Source organism: Cetobacterium sp. (genome assembly GCF_051658645.1).
Classification (GTDB): Bacteria; Fusobacteriota; Fusobacteriia; order Fusobacteriales; family Fusobacteriaceae; genus Cetobacterium_A.
Map to the genome: position 1 here is coordinate 114718 of NZ_JBOFMZ010000074.1, position 18363 is coordinate 133080.

An 18363-nucleotide genomic window follows, 5' to 3' on the forward strand; every position below is an offset into this window, starting at 1 on the left:
CATAATTATAAAAAGAATCCTATTGAAATAGTGTGTTTAAAAGTATAAAATAAAGTATAAAAAATTTTAGGAGGAAAGATGATTAATATACTTTCGTGTTTTAAAGAGAATAACAGTTGGATTGTTGAAGTAGGATCACATGAGTTATATATAGATGGTAAAGGTGGTCAAAATGGAGATGAAGGTTTCATAGGAAACACTCGTTTCACTAAGGTTTTAAATGAAAATAGGTTAGTTGTTGAAAAAGATATTTCTCCAGGAAAATATAGTCTTCATATTGATAAAAATGTAGTTTTTGATATAGGAGTACAACATAGTGCACAACATCTATTTTCAGCAATAGCCTATAACGAATATGGTTTAAACACTGTTGGCTTTAGAATGACAGAAACATATACTACTGTAGATTTAGATTCTAAAGATTTGAATGATAACTTTATAGATAAATTAGAAGAGAAAATAAATTTAGCTATTGGAGAGGGGAAAAGAATATCAACAGCAACAATAAAGAGAGAAGAAGCTAATAGTATTCAAACTTTAAGAAAAAAAATAAGCGACAAAGTAGTGGGGGATGTTAGAATAGTTACAATTGACTCTTTAGATACAAGTGCTTGTGCGGGTTATCATGTTTCTAACATATCTGAAATTAGAATATTTAAGATTATAAACTTTGAAAAAATCAAAGGTAATTATACTAGATTTTATTTTCTTGCTGGTGAGAGAGCTATTCAAGATTTTATAAAAAAAATAAAATAATTAAAGAGTTGAATAAAAAATTTAGTTGTAAAGATAATGAGATATTAATGATGCTAAAAAAAATTTCAACTGAAAAAAAAGAAAACGAAACTAAATGTAGAGATTTAAATACTCAAATCTCAGAACTTTTACTTCCTAAACTTATAAACGAAACTATTGAGAAGAAAGAAAAGAAATATATTGTCTATAAAGCTAATAAAGAAATTATTGAAAATTTAAATAAGCTAATTCCAGAAGACTATATTTTTATAGGCATTTGGGAAAATGGAGGTCTTATTTCTAGTAAAAATATAAATTGTAGTGAATTACTTAAAGATTTTTCACAAAAATTAAATATAAAAGGAGGTGGGAAAATAGAGCGTGTTAATTTCAAAGGTGAAACTTCACTAGAAGAGATTACAAATATATTGTAAATATTCGTAATCTCTGTTATAATAGAAATTAGGTATTTATTAGTAATAACGGAGGAAATATGTCAAATAAAATAAATTTACTAAATTTAAACGAACAAGAGCTTACAAACTTTATAGTTTCTTTAGGAATGAAGAAATTTTACGGAAAACAAATCTTCACTTGGTTAAACCAGAAGATAGTAAGAGATATTAATGATATGACGAATATATCATTAAAGGATAGAGAGTTATTGATTGAGAATGCTTATATTCCATTCTTAAATTTATTAAAACATCAAGTTTCTAAAATAGATAAAACAGAAAAATTCTTATTTAAATTAGAAGATGGAAACACAATAGAAAGTGTTATATTAAAGCATAAAGATAGAACAACTCTTTGTATCTCATCTCAAGTTGGATGTGCTGTTAAGTGTCAATTCTGTGCAACAGGTTTAGGTGGATTCACTAGAAACCTAGAAGTACATGAAATTGTAAATCAATTCTATACAATAGAAAGAAGATTATTAAACCAAGGATGTCAAATCAATAATATTGTATTTATGGGTATGGGAGAACCAATGCTTAACATAAATAATGTTATTAAAGCTATTGAAATTTTATCATCTGAAAAAGGGGTTAATATTTCAAAAAGAAGAATAACTATATCAACTTCAGGAATAATTCCAGGTATTGAAAAATTATTAGAAGAAAGAATTCCAGTTGAATTAGCAATTTCTTTACATAGTGCAATTGATGATAAAAGAAGTGAAATCATGCCAATCAATACTAAGTATCCATTAGCTGATTTATTCCCAATATTACAAGAGTACCAAAGACAAACTAAAAGAAGAATTACATTTGAATATATATTAATTAATGATTTTAATGTATCTGATAATGATATGTCTTATTTAGCTGATTTTGTTCATAACTTTGATCATGTATTAAACTTAATTCCTTGTAATCCTGTTGAAGGAAAAGAATTCCAAAAACCTTCTCAAAAGAAGATTGAAAAAATTCTTAATTATTTAAAGGATTTCAGAAAAGTTAATGCTATTATCAGAGGAGAAAAAGGTGCTGATATTGATGGTGCTTGTGGACAGTTAAGACAAAAGAATTCAAAATAATTAAAAATGGAGATATTTTATGAAATGGAAAATTCTTAAATATGTGGCCATATTTATTATATCTTTAGGAATTGTAGCTGGTATTGGGGTTGGACTTTTAATAAATAGATATTATAAAGAACTACCAAATATTTCAGAATTAGTTGAAAATTATAGTCCTCCTGTTCCAACTACAATTTATGATAGACATGGACAAGTAATTGATGTTATTTCAAAAGAAACAAGAGAACCTGTGGATATAGAAAACATTCCACATAGTCTTCAAAAAGCTTTTATGGCTATCGAAGATAGACAGTTTTTAACTCATTATGGAATTGATCCATTTAGAATTTTAGGATCTGTTATTGTTAACTTAAAGTCAGGTAGAGCTGCTCAAGGTGGTAGTACTATAACTCAGCAGTTAGCTAGAAATGCATTCCTATCTCATGAAAAAAAAATATCAAGAAAAATAAAAGAGATTATAATAACATTTGAAATTGAAAGAAAATATACTAAAGATGAGATTATGGAAAAATATCTTAATGAGATATATTTTGGTTCTGGTGCTTATGGAGTTAAAATAGCTGCCCATAATTTCTTTAGAAAAAATATTAAAGATATTAATCTAGCAGAATCAGCTTTATTAGCTGGTATACCTAATAGACCTAGCATGTATAATCCTAGGACTAACTTAGAAAAATCTTTAAGCAGGCAAAAATTAATTTTAAGACAAATGTTGAAATTTAATTTGATAACAGCTGAAGAATATAATGAAGCTATAGATTATAAATTTACAAATGAGTCTAAAGCATCTTCTAAAGATTATAAAGATAAAACAACAACAATTATTTATGGTCCTGTAGATAAAAAAATAGAGTTTAATGCTCCAGATTTTACAGACTTAGTTGAGAAATTTTTATTTGAAAATTTTGAAGAAAAGCAAATTTATAATGATGGCTTAAGCGTTCAAACGACTTTAGATTTCAATATACAAAAAGTTGCTAAAAGTACATTCGAAAACTATCCTCGATTAAAAAGTGATAAAAAACTTCAAGGTGCAATGGTTACTATTGATGCTAAAAACGGAGAAGTTATAAGTATTATAGGTGGTAAAAACTTTAAAACTGGAAACTTTAACAGAGCTGTTCAAGCAAAACGTCAAGTAGGATCATCTTTTAAACCTTTTATTTATTATACTGCCTTAGAAAAAGGATATGAAGAGAATTTACTTGTAGAAGACTCAAGAATTGTTTATGGAACTTGGGCTCCTAGAAACTTTGGAGAAAAATACTATAATGGAATAACTTTAATGCAAGGTTTTGATAAATCACAGAATATTGTTTCTATCAAATTATTAGATAAAGCTGGAATTCCAGCTTTAATGGATACAATGAAAAAAGTAGATGCGGGGTTTGTTATTCCAAATAACTTAACATCAGCTTTAGGAACTACAGAGGGGACTCCTCTTCAATTAGCTCAATCATATGCGATTTTTGCTAATGGTGGATATTCGATTAAACCTTTCTTTGTATTTAAAGTTATAGATAAATTTGGTAATACTCTGTATGAAACAAAACCACAAATAGAACAAAAATTTAATAGTGCTGATATTGCTCTTATGACTAACATGATGAAAAATTCTGTTAAACAGGGAACAAGTAAAAATGCACAAGTAAAAATAAATAATATTCCAATAGAGCAAGGTGGAAAAACTGGTACTACAAACAATTCTAGAACTGTTTGGTACTCTGGAATGACACCAGATTATGTTACAACTATATATGTTGGATATGATAACAATGATCCTTTAGTAAAAGCTACTGGTGGGGGAGTTGCTGCTCCTATTTGGAAGAATTTTTATCATGAAATTATAAGTAAAGGGTTTTATACTCCTACAACATTTGATTTCTTAGATAATCACATAAAAAATGGAGATTTAACTTATCAAGAGTTAGATCCAATCTCTGGACTTCTAAATGGTTCTCCTTCTGATAAAACATTTTTAATTAGAAGAGGTAGAATTGCTGTAGAAAAAGATAGCAAATATAGTCGTGGTATTGCAGGTCTATTAGGTTATTATGTACCAGCTACTCAAAACTCTACATCTGATAAAAATGAAGCTATGTCTTCTGAAGAGGTTACTGCTCCTGCAGTTAATCAAATAAACCAAATTCAGAAAAAGAAAGTGGAACAACCAACTCAGAAAAAAGGATTGTTTCAAAGGTTATTTAATTTTTAATTTATAAAAATAATTTGGAGAGGGAAGAGTTAATCTTCTCTCTTTTTTTATCTTCTCTCTCCTATAAAATTAAACAATAAAAAAAGTTACCTGTTAAGATAACTTTTTTCACTTTTATAAAAATAACTCTTTTAATTTTCTAGCAACTCCGTTTTCTGAATTTGCTTTAATAATTTCATTTTTAGGAAGTAACTCTTTTAATCGTGAGCTTCCATTCCCCATAATAAACCCTTTTCCAACAGAAGAAAGCATTTCAAGGTCATTTAAACCATCTCCAAAAGCGATAGTATCCTCTATTTTAATTCCTTCTCTTTTTAAAACTTCTTCTATAGCTGTTGCTTTAGAAACACCTTCTTTCATAATCTCTAAACAAGAACCTAAAGAAAGTGTTATATTTAATCCATTCTTAAATTTTTCTCTTAATGTTTCTTCTAAATTAGAGATGTGATTTTCATCTTCACATATAAAGAAAAATTTAGTTACATCTTTTCCAACAAGAGAGTTGAAAGGAGTTATTATATGATGAAAGCCAGATTCTTTATGAAACAGTAAAGCTTCTTCTAAAGGTTTCTCTGCATACCACTCTTCATCTAAATATACATTTTTATGTAGTTTTTCATTGTATTTATAATTTAATAACTCTTTTGCTAAAACAGCAGGAATATTTCTAGATATAATCTCTTCATTTTTATGATTATGTACTTTAGCACCATTTGAAGTTATTAAAAAACTATCTAATCCTAGCATATCTTTAAATGTCATAGCATCATTATGATGTCTTCCAGTTGCTATGATAAATTTTACACCAGAATCAACAACTCTCTTTATAGTTTCCTTTGTTTCTTCAGATATAGTGTGATGCTCATTTAATAGTGTTCCATCTAAATCACATATAATTGCTTTATATTTCATTTGTTCTCCTTAAATTTTTAGAAATAGTATTTTGCTCCTATTCCTACTAGATATAAAATTCCATCGTCTTCTACTATTGGTGAATCTGAGATTTCACTTGAGAATTTCTCTACACCTAAAAATGCCATTAAAGCTACACTATCAGTTAACTTATAATCTGCAGCTATATTTGCTCCAAATGAATAAGCTGAATTAGGTTCGTATGCTTTTTCAATTTTTTCATTTCCAACTCTTCTAGCTTCTTCTGAAGTAACACCAAAGTAATAATCAGTATAATCTTTAGTATATCCTTTAATATGGACAGAAGGAACAATTGTAAGTCTCTCACTAGCTTTGTATGCTTTGAATGCACTTAGTTTTCCCTCTCCACCACGTTCACCAAATTGAGCAGATAATCCTGTTCTAACTCCATAGAAACCAGTATTTGCATCTAATCTAATTCCAAACATAGCTCCAAATTCTCTGTCATCTATTTTATTGTATCCACTTTCTAAGTCTTGACCTTCTACTGTAAAACCAGCTAAAGGATTCAAAAATAGTGAAGCTGCAAAAGTGTCATCTTTGTAGAATTCATAACCTAATGTTACACCTTTAATATATAAGTCACCATAGTTAACATCTAACAACGGCATAGGATAGGCTTTGCTTTCAGCTCCTTTATACATATTGTCAGATATCCCCATTCCTGCACCAATACCAAATTTATCTTCAGCAAACATTGTTGTTGATATTGTTAATGCTAATAACCCCATTAATAATTTTTTCATATTAACCCTCTCCCTTAGTTACTTTTTTTATAACTTTTTTCTTCTCTTTTTATTTTAATAAAGTTGTATTTTCCTGATACCTTTCTTTTGAAATTGAAAATATTATTTGTCGGGAATATTCCAATTCTTCTAATTTGGAACAAATCTTCAGAAAAGTTTATATCTCCTGAATCTGTTGAAACAGCAAATTCATATCCAGCTTCTTTCACAGTGTTTTTTACCTCTTCGTTTAAATCTCCATAAGGATATGCAAATGATAATAGATTTTCTCCAATCATTTTCTCAATGTTATTTTTCGAATCAATTATCTCTTTTCTCATTTTTTCATTACCTATCTGAGTAAGTTTTGGATGAGTAGAAGTATGCCCACCAAATTCAATTCCATATTCTTTCATCTCTAAAAGCTCTTCAGTTGACATTAAAGGTAGTTCTTTCTCAGGATTGTTTTTATCATCTACATCCCACTTATTATATTTTATTCCATCAAGAATATATATAATACTTTTGAATCCATATTTTTTTAGGATAGGAAAAGCATTTTCATAATTATCCTTGTATCCATCATCAAACGTAAGCATAATCCATTTCTTATTTTTGTGAAATCTGTCTTTGTACTTGTTTTTAAGCATATCTTTAAACGTGATAGTTTCGTATCCTTTCATTTTAAGATATTTCATCTGCTCTTCAAACTGTTTTATTGTTACATAGGTACCATGAACACCTTTTTCACTTTCATCTTTAATAACTCGATGATACATTATTACAGGCATTTCATACTTTCTTTTTTTTATGATCTCTTGTTGATATATATTTTCAATTTTTAAAACAATGTCATCTAAAGAGAATTCTTTCATAACTTTTTCTCTTAGTATAGTTAAGTCTACCTTGTTAACATTAAAACCTTTATCTATTTCAGGAATAACATCAGTCCATCTAAATAGTGGAGTAGTATTTAGAGAAATATCTCCAAAATTAGATTTTAAAGCTGTGCTCAATCGTTCTTTTGTAACTATTCCTATAAACTCAGCTTCTCCTATAGCTAACACAGGAACTTCAGATAAAATCGCTTCAACAGCAACTCTTCCTGCTCCTATAACAATAGAAGATTCTTTAATTTTTTCAGATACATTATTTACATATCCTAGAAATTCAACATTACCATTAAACTTTTTAAATCTTTGTGGAACATCTTTTCCACCTATAACCTGTATTTTAAAATCTTTTCTTTTGTGCAAAATATCTAGAAGGTTATAAGTCACATCTCCTTTTGGACCAGAAAGTCTTCCAATTATAGATATTACTTTTTCACTCTTTCCTTTTTGTTCAGAAGATTGTTTTTGATATTCATTTGTATTTATCATATTTCTTAAAACTGTTATATTTTTAGGATTTACATTTAAATCATTCACAATATGATCTCGAATGTTTTCACATACACTTAAAGAATAATCTCCAAAAGCTTTAACAAGCTTTCTACTTAGATGAACTGGTTGTCTTCCATGTATTGTTGTTATCAGCGGTATTTTGGCTATTTTACAAGCTATAGAACAACTCCAAGAAGATGCTCTCGAATGTGCATGAACTACTTCTATATCTTTTTCTTTTATAATTTTAAGAAGTGCTTTAACTTGATTTATTCTATCAGATAACTTTCTTCTATTAAATTCTATCTTTTGATATTGCGCATTTGTAGGTTTTGTTAAAGTATCAGAAACTATGTAGACATTGTTGCCTCTTTTAATAAGCTCATTGCTTAAAACCGTTCCATAAACTTCAGCACCAGTTACTTCCAACTGCGAAAGTGCCATAAGTATATTCATTATTAAATCCTCCTACTTTAAATTTTCTGGATTTAATATCTCTAACTCTTCAATCATAAAGATTCCATCTTTTCTAATTAAAACGTCATCAAACCAAATCTCTCCACCACCGAAATCAGGTCTTTGAATTAACACTAAATCCCAGTGAACAGCTGATTTATTACCATTATCAGCTAATTTATAAGCTTGTCCTGGTGTAAAGTGAATGCTTCCTGCTATTTTTTCATCAAACAATGTATCTTTCATCGGTTTTAATATATAAGGATTCACTCCAAGTGCAAATTCCCCAATATATCTAGCTCCTGAATCTGTATCTAAAATTTCATTTAATCTCTTTGTATCATTACTTGTAGCTTCAATAATCTTACCATTTTCAAATTTGAAACATACATTTTCAAATGTTGTACCTTGATACACAGAAGAGGCATTATATGTGATTACTCCATTTACAGAGTCTATTACTGGAGCAGAATAAACCTCTCCATCAGGTATATTTCTTAATCCACAACATTTTACAGATGGAATATTTTTAATGGAGAACGATAAATCTGTTCCAGGGCCAGTTATTTTAACTTTATCTGTTTTGTCCAATAAAGCTGTTAAAGAATCCATGGCTTTACTCATTTTTGAATAATCTAAATTACAAACATTAAAGTAAAAATCTTCAAAAGATTCTAAAGATGTATTTGCTAATTGAGCCATTGAATTATTTGGATATCTTAGTACAACCCATTTCGTATTGTTTACTCTCTCTCCTAAATGTACAGGTTTTGAAAAATAATCTGTATATATTTTCATATTATTTGATTCTATATCTGATAACTCAGATGCATTTTCTGCGGCTCTTATAGCTATATATGCATCCATGTCTTTCATTCTTTCTAATTCATATTTTGCCATTAATTCAGCTTGTTCTTTACTCATACCTTTTAGTATCTCTCTTGTTACACTTTGATCTTTTATTGATACAAAAGGGTGTCCTCCAACAGCATAAACTTCTTTAACTAAAGCTTTTACTAAATTTTTAGTATCCTCGCCTACTGTTTCTATTAAAACTTTTTCTCCTTTTTGCACTCTACAAGAATAATTCACTAAATTCTTTGCTAGTATTTCAATTCTTTGGTCCACAGTAACCTCCATTTTATCTTATGTTTTATTCTTTAATTATACACTTATTTTTTAGAAATATACAGTTAATTTTTTAGAAAAATGATATAATGCTATATATTCTAGAATAGAAAGGAGATGATAATTTTGAAGATACTGTTTTCCCCAAGTAAGAGTATGAAGTATAAAAATATAAAAGCTGATAAGATTAATAATTCTAAAAATTATAATTTCAATTCAAGTAACGAAGTTTTGCTAAATGTATTAAAAAAATTATCTAAAGATGAGTTATCTAAAACTCTAAAAATTAAAGGTAATATTCTTAATGAAACTTTTAATTTTTATCAAAATTTTGAAGATAGTGAGGAGAGGGAAGCAATAACTTTATACGACGGTGTTAGCTTTAAACAAATTCAACTTTCTAATTATTCATGCGATGATTTTTTTTATATTAGAGATAATCTTTATATATTTTCAGCATTGTATGGAATCTTAAATGGAACTAGCTTTATAAGGCCCTATAGACTTGATATGACTAACAAAATTTTAGATATTTCTTTATATTCATTTTGGAAAGAAAAAATAGAAAATTATTTGATTCAGTTTAAACACGAAACCTTTATAAATATAGCATCTAAAGAATTCTCTAAAATACTAAATCGAGATTTTTTTAATATCATAGATATTGAATTTAGACAAATTGATGGAGAGAAGTTAAAAAATATTAGTACTGAAGCTAAAAAAGCTCGAGGAGCAATGTTAAACTATTTAATAAAAAATAAAGTTAACTCTTTAGATAAGATAAAAGAATTTACAAATTTAAATTATGCTTTTTCTAAAGAATTTTCAAATGAAAAAGTATTTTTTTTCATTAAAGACTCTTTTTGAATTAAATCGGACGTGATTTTAGAAGACATATAGATTGTAGGTAATCCACTTCCAGGATGAGTTCCTCCTCCTACTAAAAAGAGATTCTTATATCCTTCAAGTTTATTACGAGGACGAAGCCACATCATTTGTCCTAAGTCATGCGAAAGATTAAATACTGCTCCTTTGTAAACACTATAGTCTTTTTCCCAATCTATAGGAGTAATGATTTTAATCTCTTCTATGTGTTTTCGAATATTTCTAAACTCTGCAACTCTTTCTATTTTATTTAAAAGAAGTTCTGCGAATTGATCTTTTTCTAGCTCCCAATCTATCTTTGAATTATTATTAGCCACAGGAACTAAAACATAGATAGAAGATTTATCTTCTGGAGCTAAGCTTTTATCTGTTACCGATGCATTTTGTATATAAAAAGAAAAGTCATCTCCTACACTTTTATATTCACTTATTTTGCTTAAATTTTTTTTATAATCTTTTGCAAAAATTATGCTATGATGTGGGATGTTTTTGTAAATTTTATTTACTCCTAGGTACATCATAAATGTAGAGCACGAATATCTTTTTTTTTCTAAATTCTTATCTGAATATTTATGTCTTAGATCTTCAGGAACCAAAGCTTTCATAGCTGTTGCAAAGTCTGCATTTAAAATTACATAATCACTTAGATAACGAGTACCATCTATCAATTCTACACCAACAGCTTTTTTATCTTCAAAAATTACTCTTTTCACATCTGAATTTAGATGAATTTCTCCACCTTTTTTTTCTATTAATTCACTTAAAATATTTGACACCTTTCCAAGTCCACCTTCGATATGGTAAACCCCATATTTATGCTCTAAAAAAGAGATGATCGAAAAAGTTCCAGGCGCTATCCATGGTGACATGCCAATATATTTAGCTTGAAATGTAAATGATAATTTCAACTCTTCATATTTAAAAAAATCACCTAATACATTATATATAGATTTGAATGCATCCAAATATGGTAATGATTTAAGAAATCTTGGTTTAAAATAATCAATTGGAGAGAGATATGGTACTTTTAAGCAAGGTTCTAGGCGAGAAAATTTCTTTTCTTCTCTCTCCATATATCTATCATAATCCTTTGAACTATATGGGAAGTGTTTTTCTAGTTCTCCATACATGCAGTTTTTTTTATTATGAGAATACGGATTAAAATCATCTAATCCATAAAATTTTAATTTATACATTGGATTAATTTCAATTAAGTTTAAGTGATCATCTATTCGTTCTCCTACTTCTATAAAAATATCTCTTAAAATACCGGGCATTAAAAAAAATGTTGGTCCTAAATCAAATCTGTATTCTCCCAATTTAAAAGAAGAATTTCTTCCGCCTACATATGACTTTTTTTCAAAAATTTTAACAGAGTATCCTTTATTTGAAAGTAACAACCCCGCTGCCAAACCTCCAGGGCCTGCTCCTACAATAATTATATTTGATTTTTTCATTTACACCTCATTTAAAATTTTATATTGGTATAATTTTATACGGTATATTTTTAACTTTCTTTTTTTAAAAAGTTTTTTATGATATAATTTACATACTATTAAGGCAGGAGGTATATTGTGTTTGTTGAAGAAAGAAAACAAAAAATTTTAAATATATTAAAACAAAAAGAAAAAGTAAGTGTGAATGAATTAAGCGATTTATTTTCTTTAAGTAAAGTTATTATACGTAAAGACCTTTGCAATATGGAAGAAGAAAATCTTTTAACTAGAACTCACGGTGGAGCTATTTTGAAAAAAAAAATCATTCAAAATTCTATTTTTAAAAATTTAGGGAAAAATGAATTGGAAAGTAAACTTAAAATAGCTCAAACTTCTCTCTCTTTTGTAGTGGAGGGGGATATTATATTTCTAGACAACAATGATATCAGCTTCATGATGGCAGAGCTACTTCAAAAAGAAAAAATTAAAATATCTGTAATAACTAACAATTTAGAAATTCAAAATATATTATCTGTTAATTCTGATATAAAAATAATCTCACTAGGAGGTTTTTACAACAAAAAGTTAAACTCTTTTGTTGGTGATATAGCAAAGCAAAATTTAGAGATGTTTAACACTGACAAAATATTTTTAGGAGCTGCTGGAATTAATGTTGATAATTTACAAATGAGTATTAATTCTATCGAACTAGGAACATTATATAAAACTGCAATTAATTTTGCTAAAAACGTTTATATTTTAGCTCCAAGTCAAAATTTTTTTCAAGATTCAATTTTCAATTTTTCAAAGCTAAAATCTAATATGACAATCATAACGGATGTTGAAATTACGAAAGATATTGAAGTCAAGCTTTTAGAAAATAATATTATTGTTATAAAGTAATTCTATATAATAAATTTAAGTAAAAACTGAAATCAGTTTTTACTTAAATTTATTTTACCATCTATAATTTCAATAACTCTATCACATAATGCAGCTATGTCAGGATTGTGTGTTACAATTAAAAATGTTGTTTTGTACTTTATATTTATTTCTCGCAAAATATTATATATTTGAGTGCTTGTTTTAGAATCTAAATTTCCAGTTGGTTCATCCGCTAAAACAATTTCAGGATTATTTAATAATGCTCTTGCAATAGCGATTCTTTGTTGCTGTCCACCAGATATATCTTTTATATTTCTATATGCAATATCTTTCAGATTCATATTTTCTAGTATTTGTAGTACTCTTTTTTCTTCAGTTTTATAAGCTTTGCCTACTTTTATCCAATTTGGAATAAGTATGTTTTCCATTACATTAAACTGAGATAATAAAAAATGAAATTGAAAAATAAAACCGATATTTTTATTTCTGAATTGTGCTCTTTCTTCAGAATTATATTTTGATATATTATTTCCATTGAAATAAATATCTCCTTTTGTAGGATTATCTAGAGCTCCTACAATATTTAATAATGTACTTTTACCACTACCACTTTGACCTATTATTGCAATAAACTCTCCTTTTTGTATATTTAAATCTATACTCTTTAAAATATTATCTATTCCATTATACGTTTTAGAAACATTACTTAGTTTTAATATTTCACTCACCTTTAATCACCTCTACTGGATTTAGTTTCATCGATTTTTTTCCAGGAATATATGCGGCGATTATTCCTGAAAGTGTTGAAAATATTAGTATTCTTAAAATCAAAGGTAGTTTTACAACTATTATAAAACTAGGTTTTGCTCCTATTTGAAATACTTGAATTAATATTATTCCTAATAAACACCCGAGCACTGCACCTAAAAATCCAACTGTAGCTCCTTGAATTAACACTATAAATCCTATTGAAAAATCTGAAGCTCCAATTGCTTTTAAGATTCCGATCTCTTTTGTCTTTTGAACAACTGTAATATAAAGTACACTCGCTATACTTAGAGTTGTTGATAATAATACAACAACCTGAATAACTAATGAAGACATCGTTTGAGATTTCAATGCATTTAAAAGCTGTTTTCCATCTTTCATCCAAGATATAGCTTTTAAATATGGATATCTACTCTCTATTTTTTTAGAGAATTCATTTCCTAAAAAAATATTGTTTAATTGAATATTTATTTTATTAATATATCCTCTTTTATCAAAAATACGTTGTGCTTTTAATATGTCCATATAAACTAACCCATTATTTGACTGAGCATCCTCTAAATCAAATATACCATTCACAATGAAGTTTTCTTTATTTCCATTTGGAAGTGTTATACTTAATATATCATTTGGAGAGAGAAAAAAATCTTCAGCAACTCTTTTTCCAATAAGAATTTTATTCGACTCTATATTATTTTTACCAGAGTAAACTTTTTCTTTAACTTTAAATATTGAATTTCCAGTTTCTAAATCAACTCCTCTAATTTTTAAAGCTATAGATTTTCCTGATCTTTCATAAAGAGCATTTCCTTCTAAAGTCGGAACAACATTTTTAACACTCGTATCATTTTTTAATACAGAAATTATATTTTTGTAGTTTGATATTTTATTTCGTTCATTTGAAAAATTTCCATAAGTATAAATTCCTCCTTCTTTTTTAATCGTTTTTCTCATGTCTCCATCTTCAATAATAATATGAGCTATATTCCCCAAAATTGTATCTACTAAATTATCTTGGAGTGAAACAATTAAAGATGAAATGAAAAGTTGAACTGCAACTCCAGTTCCGATTGCCGTTAAAAGAAATAATGTTTGCCATTTTGATTTCATTAAAAAATTATAAGCTATTTTAATTTCGTATCTCATATTGAATCTTCTCTCCTATTTTTAAATTTTCTGGATTCAAAACGATATTACTTTCATCTATTCCATCTTTTATAACAAAGCCATCTAAAACATGAACTCCACTTATCTCTTTTTCTTCAACTTTACCGTTTTCATATATCATTACAAAAGTTTTTTCATCTTTAGAATAAAAATATTCTTTTGGTATAAAAAAGCTATCTTTTATTTTTTGACCATCAATCTCAATGTTAACAGTACTTCCATATAGAAAATGATGTGACTTTTCTTTTAAAGTTCCTTTTATTAAAATTGTTCCTTTTCTTTCATTTACACTGTTATTTATAAAATAAATTTCACCAAATTCTTTTATATTTTCGTTACCAAAAGAATAAATTGTTATTTTATCATTTTTTTTTATTTTGTCAGAATATCTTTCATCTAAATCAACTTCAACTATTTTTTCATCTAATGAAGATATCAAAAATAATTCTGAATATGCAGATACAGTTTCTCCAATATCAATATACCTTTCTCTAATATAAGAATCATATGGTGCAACTATATTATATTTTTGTTTTTGCTCTTTTTCATATTCTAAAGCTTCTTTCTTTTGTGTTAAATTTGCTAATATTGTTTTTCTATTTGGTCCTGTTTTTAAAGAATTTAATTCATTTAAAGAATTTTTAAACTTAATTTCTTTTTCTAACAAAATATTTTTTTTCTCATTTAATTCTAAAATGTTAACATATTGATTTTCATATAATTTAAAATACTTTTGAAATTCAATTTCAGCATTTTTATATTCAATTTCTGAATTTAAAAATAAAAGCTCGGCATTCTGAATTAATACTGTTTCTAATTTTTCCAACTCAGCTTCTGTTGATAAAAGTTCTGCTTTTTTTTGCTTTATTAAAACATCTATATCTTTAGTTCTAAGACTAGCGATAATATCTCCCTTTTTTACAAATTCTCCTTCTTTAAAGAAAATATCTAAAATAGTTCCATTTATTTCAGTTGAAAGAATCGAATTATCGATTCCTGAAACGATTCCTGAAACCAATATTTTTTCAATAAAATCTGTTTTTACCAATTTTATTCCTTCTATTTTTTTAGGTTTTAGAATATATATATATCCTGCAATTCCAATTAAAACCAAGAGACATACTCCTATAATTTTATTCTTTTTCATACTCTCTCCTTTTAATTAATAAATCCTCCAGACATAAGATTAAATCTTTCGCCAGGAGGATATTTTACTTAATTTTCTTTTGTTTCTTGTTTTTTACAAGAACTTAATTTTTGAAGTTTTTCTTTAGCTAAATCTTTTCCACCAATTCCAAATGCTATTGCAAATGCTATTGCCAAAGCTCCAACAGTGAATCCAAATGCTAAATTAATAATTTCATTTGCTATTCCCATCTGTCTAAGCCCCATTGCTCCTACAAATACTATAACAGCTATTTTGGCTATAACTGCAATTTGTTCTTTATTATCTAGTGAGGTATTTTTTACTATTTTAGACACATAATTTGCTACAACAATTCCAATTGCAATGATTGTAACTCCTAAGAATATCTCTCCAAATAATAAAGTTAATTTTAAACTTAAATTTTGTAATAATCCAAAATTTAAAATTTCTATTGATTGTATTATTGCAAAGTAAAGAACTAGTATTTTTGATATTTTCCCAATTAATTTAGAATAGTTATTTTCTACTGTTTTTAAACCAGCTTTTTCTAAATAAGAATCAAACTTCAATCCTATAAGTAGATTGGTAATAATACTTTCAATAATTTTTCCAAAGTATAAAGCTATAACTATTATTAAAGCCACTCCAATTAAATTAGGTATATAGTTAAATAGAACATTCAACATACTTATAACTGGTGATATTATTATTTCTAATCCTAAATAATTTAATGATGCAGAAAACACAGGAATTAAAACTAATACATAAACTATATTTGCTATAATAGTTGATAGCTTACCTTCAAATAACACTTTACCATCAACACTTAATTTATCATCTAATTTAAATGATTCAATAACTTCTTTTAATATATCTCTTAATTTTGAAGCAATAAACCAACCTACTATAAATACCAAGAATGCAGCTATTAAACTTGGAATATAACTTAAGAATTTTGTTAACATATCTGTTATTGGAATAAGTATTTTATCTAATTTCAAAGCCGCTAAAACTCCTGGTAAAATAAGTATAAATATTAAAAGCGAAATAATTTCACTAAATATTTTAGCTAATGAAATATTACTTTTATTTGAATTAATTTTTTCATCTACTTTTATTTTAGTAAAAAATACAAAAGATAATTTTTGGCCTAGTTTTGCTAATATAATAGCTAAAATTAATAAAATAATACCACCTAAGATATTAGGAATATATGAAAATATTGGATCTAATAAATTTAATATTGGATTAACTAATCTACTAAAACCTAATTTTTCCATTATTATACCAATTATAAATATAATAAATATGTAATATATAAATTTAATTAATGTTTTTATTGCATAAGTACTACTACCACCTTCTTTTCCTGTTATTTCATGCTCTAAGTTTGAAAATAGTTTTGTTTTAGTAAAGATGTTTTCTAACTTACTTATAATAATTGATGCAACTCCTAATCCTACTATAAATATAATAATTGATGCGATAATATTAAGTGTAACATTATTCAAAATTAAAACTTTAAATTCTTCCATTTTACCATCCTCCTATTTCTTTTAATTTAATGATAATTTTAAAAATTATAAATATTGATATAAAAAATAAAATTGATAACATCATAATAAACCACTTCCTAATTAATTTTGTATATATTTTATTACTATTTTTTATGGCTTTTCTTTTTTTTTCTTTACTTTTTTATAATAACTGTGGTATTAGTTATATAATAGGTGGTGATTTTATGATTATTTCTGTTTCTAAAAGATTTTTATTTCTTTTTCTTATTTTTTTAAGTGTTATCGGATGTTCTAATAGCCGTTATTTATGGCAAGATAGCCAAAGTATTATTCATAATTCTAATAAACTTCAAGTTGGAGACATTATTCTTAAAAATAAAGTTATTACAGATCCTCTTTCTTGGTTGGGACATAGTTCAGTTATGATTAATGATTTTTATATAGGTGACTTTCCAATGCCGACAAAAAGTTACTATACTATAACTGTACAAGCTTGGCTTAATGAAGCTAATCGTAAAATAGTTGTTTTAAGATACAAAGGTTTCAATCAAAAATTTAAACAACAATTTTTAAAAAATATAAAAACTTATGGAAATGGAAAGTATAAAATTTCATTTTCTAAAAAAAATGAACATAATTTTTATTGTTCTAAATTTGTATGGTTTTTATATTATAAAACTGCTCAAGATTTAAACTATAAGTTAGATTTAGATTCTGATAATGGACTAATTATTTTCCCATATGATTTTCTAGATTCTTTAGATTTAGAGCAAATAATTTTATAGTTAATTTTTAGCATATTGACCTCTCATTTTAAAAGGTGTATAATTAAAGATAGTTAAAAAATAAAAGGAGTGATCATGGATAGGCAAGTCACAATTGAATCAATTAAATTAGTTGAAGAACTGAAAAAAATATTTCCTAAAGATGGCTATCATCTTATAAGTTTACAAGAAAAATTATATATTTGGGAAAAAGACATGAATATATCAAAAGAAAAACCTATAGAACAAATAGATAGTGGTACTAAAACAAAAGAAGATTTTACCAATAATGAAAAGAATTTTTTTGATAAGCTTTCTGGAAATATAAAACCTGAAACTCTTGTTAAATTTAATTTAAAAACAAAGTTTATTGAACGTGATGATAATTCTAAAACTCTTATTTTAGGAGAAGACTTTGTTAATAATAAAAATCAGAGAGTTTTGAAATTCACTTTTTTAAATTTTAGAGATTTAGATTTAGATGAACTTAGAGAGAGAAAGCTTTCAGAAGAAGAGTTTATTAGTTCACTAGTTGATAGTTTTCATTCTAAAGATATTGAAATTAAAGTTGAAAAGCCAATTTCTAGTCATCGTTTTTTCAAAAATGAAAAAATTATTATTCCAATTATAATAGTATTTTTAATTTTTATTATTTATATAATCTAAAAATAAAG

At 26.5% G+C, this 18363-nt stretch carries 17 protein-coding genes; 8 read left to right on the plus strand and 9 right to left on the minus strand.

Features of this window, described 5'->3' with window-relative positions; all coding sequences use genetic code 11:
* The first annotated feature begins 78 nt into the window (after positions 1 to 78).
* Genes ACRCZX_RS10040 through ACRCZX_RS10055 form a run of 4 tightly spaced genes read left to right on the plus strand, consistent with a single transcriptional unit; the run spans position 79 to position 4493 of the window.
* Positions 79 to 756, plus strand: coding sequence for a hypothetical protein (locus ACRCZX_RS10040; RefSeq protein ID WP_438582788.1), 678 nt, complete (start codon positions 79 to 81; stop codon positions 754 to 756).
* A 47-nt stretch (positions 757 to 803) separates the two neighbouring features.
* The gene (locus ACRCZX_RS10045; protein ID WP_438582789.1) at positions 804 to 1169 is read left to right on the plus strand and encodes a hypothetical protein; all 366 of its coding nucleotides are present in this window, start codon (positions 804 to 806) and stop codon (positions 1167 to 1169) included.
* A gap of 59 nt (positions 1170 to 1228) precedes the next feature.
* Positions 1229 to 2275: a 23S rRNA (adenine(2503)-C(2))-methyltransferase RlmN gene (gene rlmN / locus ACRCZX_RS10050; RefSeq protein ID WP_438582790.1), complete on the plus strand. Its 1047-nt coding sequence runs from the start codon at positions 1229 to 1231 to the stop codon at positions 2273 to 2275.
* Between the two features lie 19 nt (positions 2276 to 2294).
* Positions 2295 to 4493: a transglycosylase domain-containing protein gene (locus ACRCZX_RS10055; protein WP_438582791.1), complete on the plus strand. Its 2199-nt coding sequence runs from the start codon at positions 2295 to 2297 to the stop codon at positions 4491 to 4493.
* A 114-nt stretch (positions 4494 to 4607) separates the two neighbouring features.
* Here ACRCZX_RS10055 and ACRCZX_RS10060 read toward each other — a convergent pair whose 3' ends face one another.
* The 4 genes from ACRCZX_RS10060 to ACRCZX_RS10075 are packed head-to-tail and all read right to left on the minus strand — an operon-like array spanning position 4608 to position 9120.
* Positions 4608 to 5405, minus strand: a complete 798-nt coding sequence (locus ACRCZX_RS10060; RefSeq protein ID WP_438582792.1) for a Cof-type HAD-IIB family hydrolase — start codon at positions 5403 to 5405, stop codon at positions 4608 to 4610.
* Positions 5406 to 5422: 17 nt separating this feature from the next.
* Positions 5423 to 6172, minus strand: a complete 750-nt coding sequence (locus tag ACRCZX_RS10065) for a MipA/OmpV family protein (protein WP_438582793.1) — start codon at positions 6170 to 6172, stop codon at positions 5423 to 5425.
* A gap of 14 nt (positions 6173 to 6186) precedes the next feature.
* Positions 6187 to 7992 (minus strand): polysaccharide deacetylase family protein, encoded by a 1806-nt coding sequence (locus tag ACRCZX_RS10070; RefSeq protein WP_438582794.1) that lies wholly within the window; start codon positions 7990 to 7992, stop codon positions 6187 to 6189.
* 12 nt (positions 7993 to 8004) lie between these two features.
* A complete protein-coding gene (locus ACRCZX_RS10075) occupies positions 8005 to 9120 on the minus strand; it encodes an aminopeptidase (protein ID WP_438582795.1) in 1116 nt (371 codons plus the stop codon).
* A gap of 126 nt (positions 9121 to 9246) precedes the next feature.
* Between ACRCZX_RS10075 and ACRCZX_RS10080 the strand changes: the two genes are divergently transcribed.
* Complete coding sequence (locus ACRCZX_RS10080) at positions 9247 to 9987, plus strand: YaaA family protein (protein WP_438582796.1); 741 nt, start codon at positions 9247 to 9249, stop codon at positions 9985 to 9987.
* Here the strand turns inward: ACRCZX_RS10080 and ACRCZX_RS10085 are convergent.
* The gene (locus ACRCZX_RS10085; protein WP_438582797.1) at positions 9924 to 11462 is read right to left on the minus strand and encodes a phytoene desaturase family protein; all 1539 of its coding nucleotides are present in this window, start codon (positions 11460 to 11462) and stop codon (positions 9924 to 9926) included. The genes ACRCZX_RS10080 and ACRCZX_RS10085 overlap by 64 nt on opposite strands.
* Positions 11463 to 11579: 117 nt before the next feature.
* Here ACRCZX_RS10085 and ACRCZX_RS10090 point away from each other — a divergent pair, with 117 nt between their 5' ends.
* The gene (locus tag ACRCZX_RS10090; protein ID WP_438582798.1) at positions 11580 to 12344 is read left to right on the plus strand and encodes a DeoR/GlpR family DNA-binding transcription regulator; all 765 of its coding nucleotides are present in this window, start codon (positions 11580 to 11582) and stop codon (positions 12342 to 12344) included.
* 32 nt (positions 12345 to 12376) lie between these two features.
* Here ACRCZX_RS10090 and ACRCZX_RS10095 read toward each other — a convergent pair whose 3' ends face one another.
* From ACRCZX_RS10095 to ACRCZX_RS10110, 4 genes are all read right to left on the minus strand, one after another.
* On the minus strand, positions 12377 to 13054 hold the full coding sequence (locus ACRCZX_RS10095) for an ABC transporter ATP-binding protein (RefSeq protein WP_438582799.1): 678 nt from the start codon (positions 13052 to 13054) through the stop codon (positions 12377 to 12379).
* Entirely contained in the window at positions 13047 to 14240 is a 1194-nt protein-coding gene (locus tag ACRCZX_RS10100) for an ABC transporter permease (protein WP_438582800.1), read from the minus strand. The genes ACRCZX_RS10095 and ACRCZX_RS10100 overlap by 8 nt, the downstream gene beginning before the upstream one ends.
* Entirely contained in the window at positions 14224 to 15408 is a 1185-nt protein-coding gene (locus ACRCZX_RS10105; protein WP_438582801.1) for an efflux RND transporter periplasmic adaptor subunit, read from the minus strand. Before ACRCZX_RS10105 ends, ACRCZX_RS10100 begins: the two co-directional genes overlap by 17 nt.
* A 68-nt stretch (positions 15409 to 15476) precedes the next feature.
* Positions 15477 to 16943: a mechanosensitive ion channel gene (locus ACRCZX_RS10110; RefSeq protein ID WP_438582802.1), complete on the minus strand. Its 1467-nt coding sequence runs from the start codon at positions 16941 to 16943 to the stop codon at positions 15477 to 15479.
* 206 nt (positions 16944 to 17149) lie between these two features.
* Here ACRCZX_RS10110 and ACRCZX_RS10115 point away from each other — a divergent pair, with 206 nt between their 5' ends.
* Both ACRCZX_RS10115 and ACRCZX_RS10120 read left to right on the plus strand, forming a co-directional pair.
* Positions 17150 to 17710 (plus strand): YiiX/YebB-like N1pC/P60 family cysteine hydrolase, encoded by a 561-nt coding sequence (locus ACRCZX_RS10115; RefSeq protein ID WP_438582803.1) that lies wholly within the window; start codon positions 17150 to 17152, stop codon positions 17708 to 17710.
* A gap of 75 nt (positions 17711 to 17785) precedes the next feature.
* Positions 17786 to 18355, plus strand: coding sequence for a hypothetical protein (locus ACRCZX_RS10120; protein WP_438582804.1), 570 nt, complete (start codon positions 17786 to 17788; stop codon positions 18353 to 18355).
* Positions 18356 to 18363 lie beyond the last annotated feature (8 nt).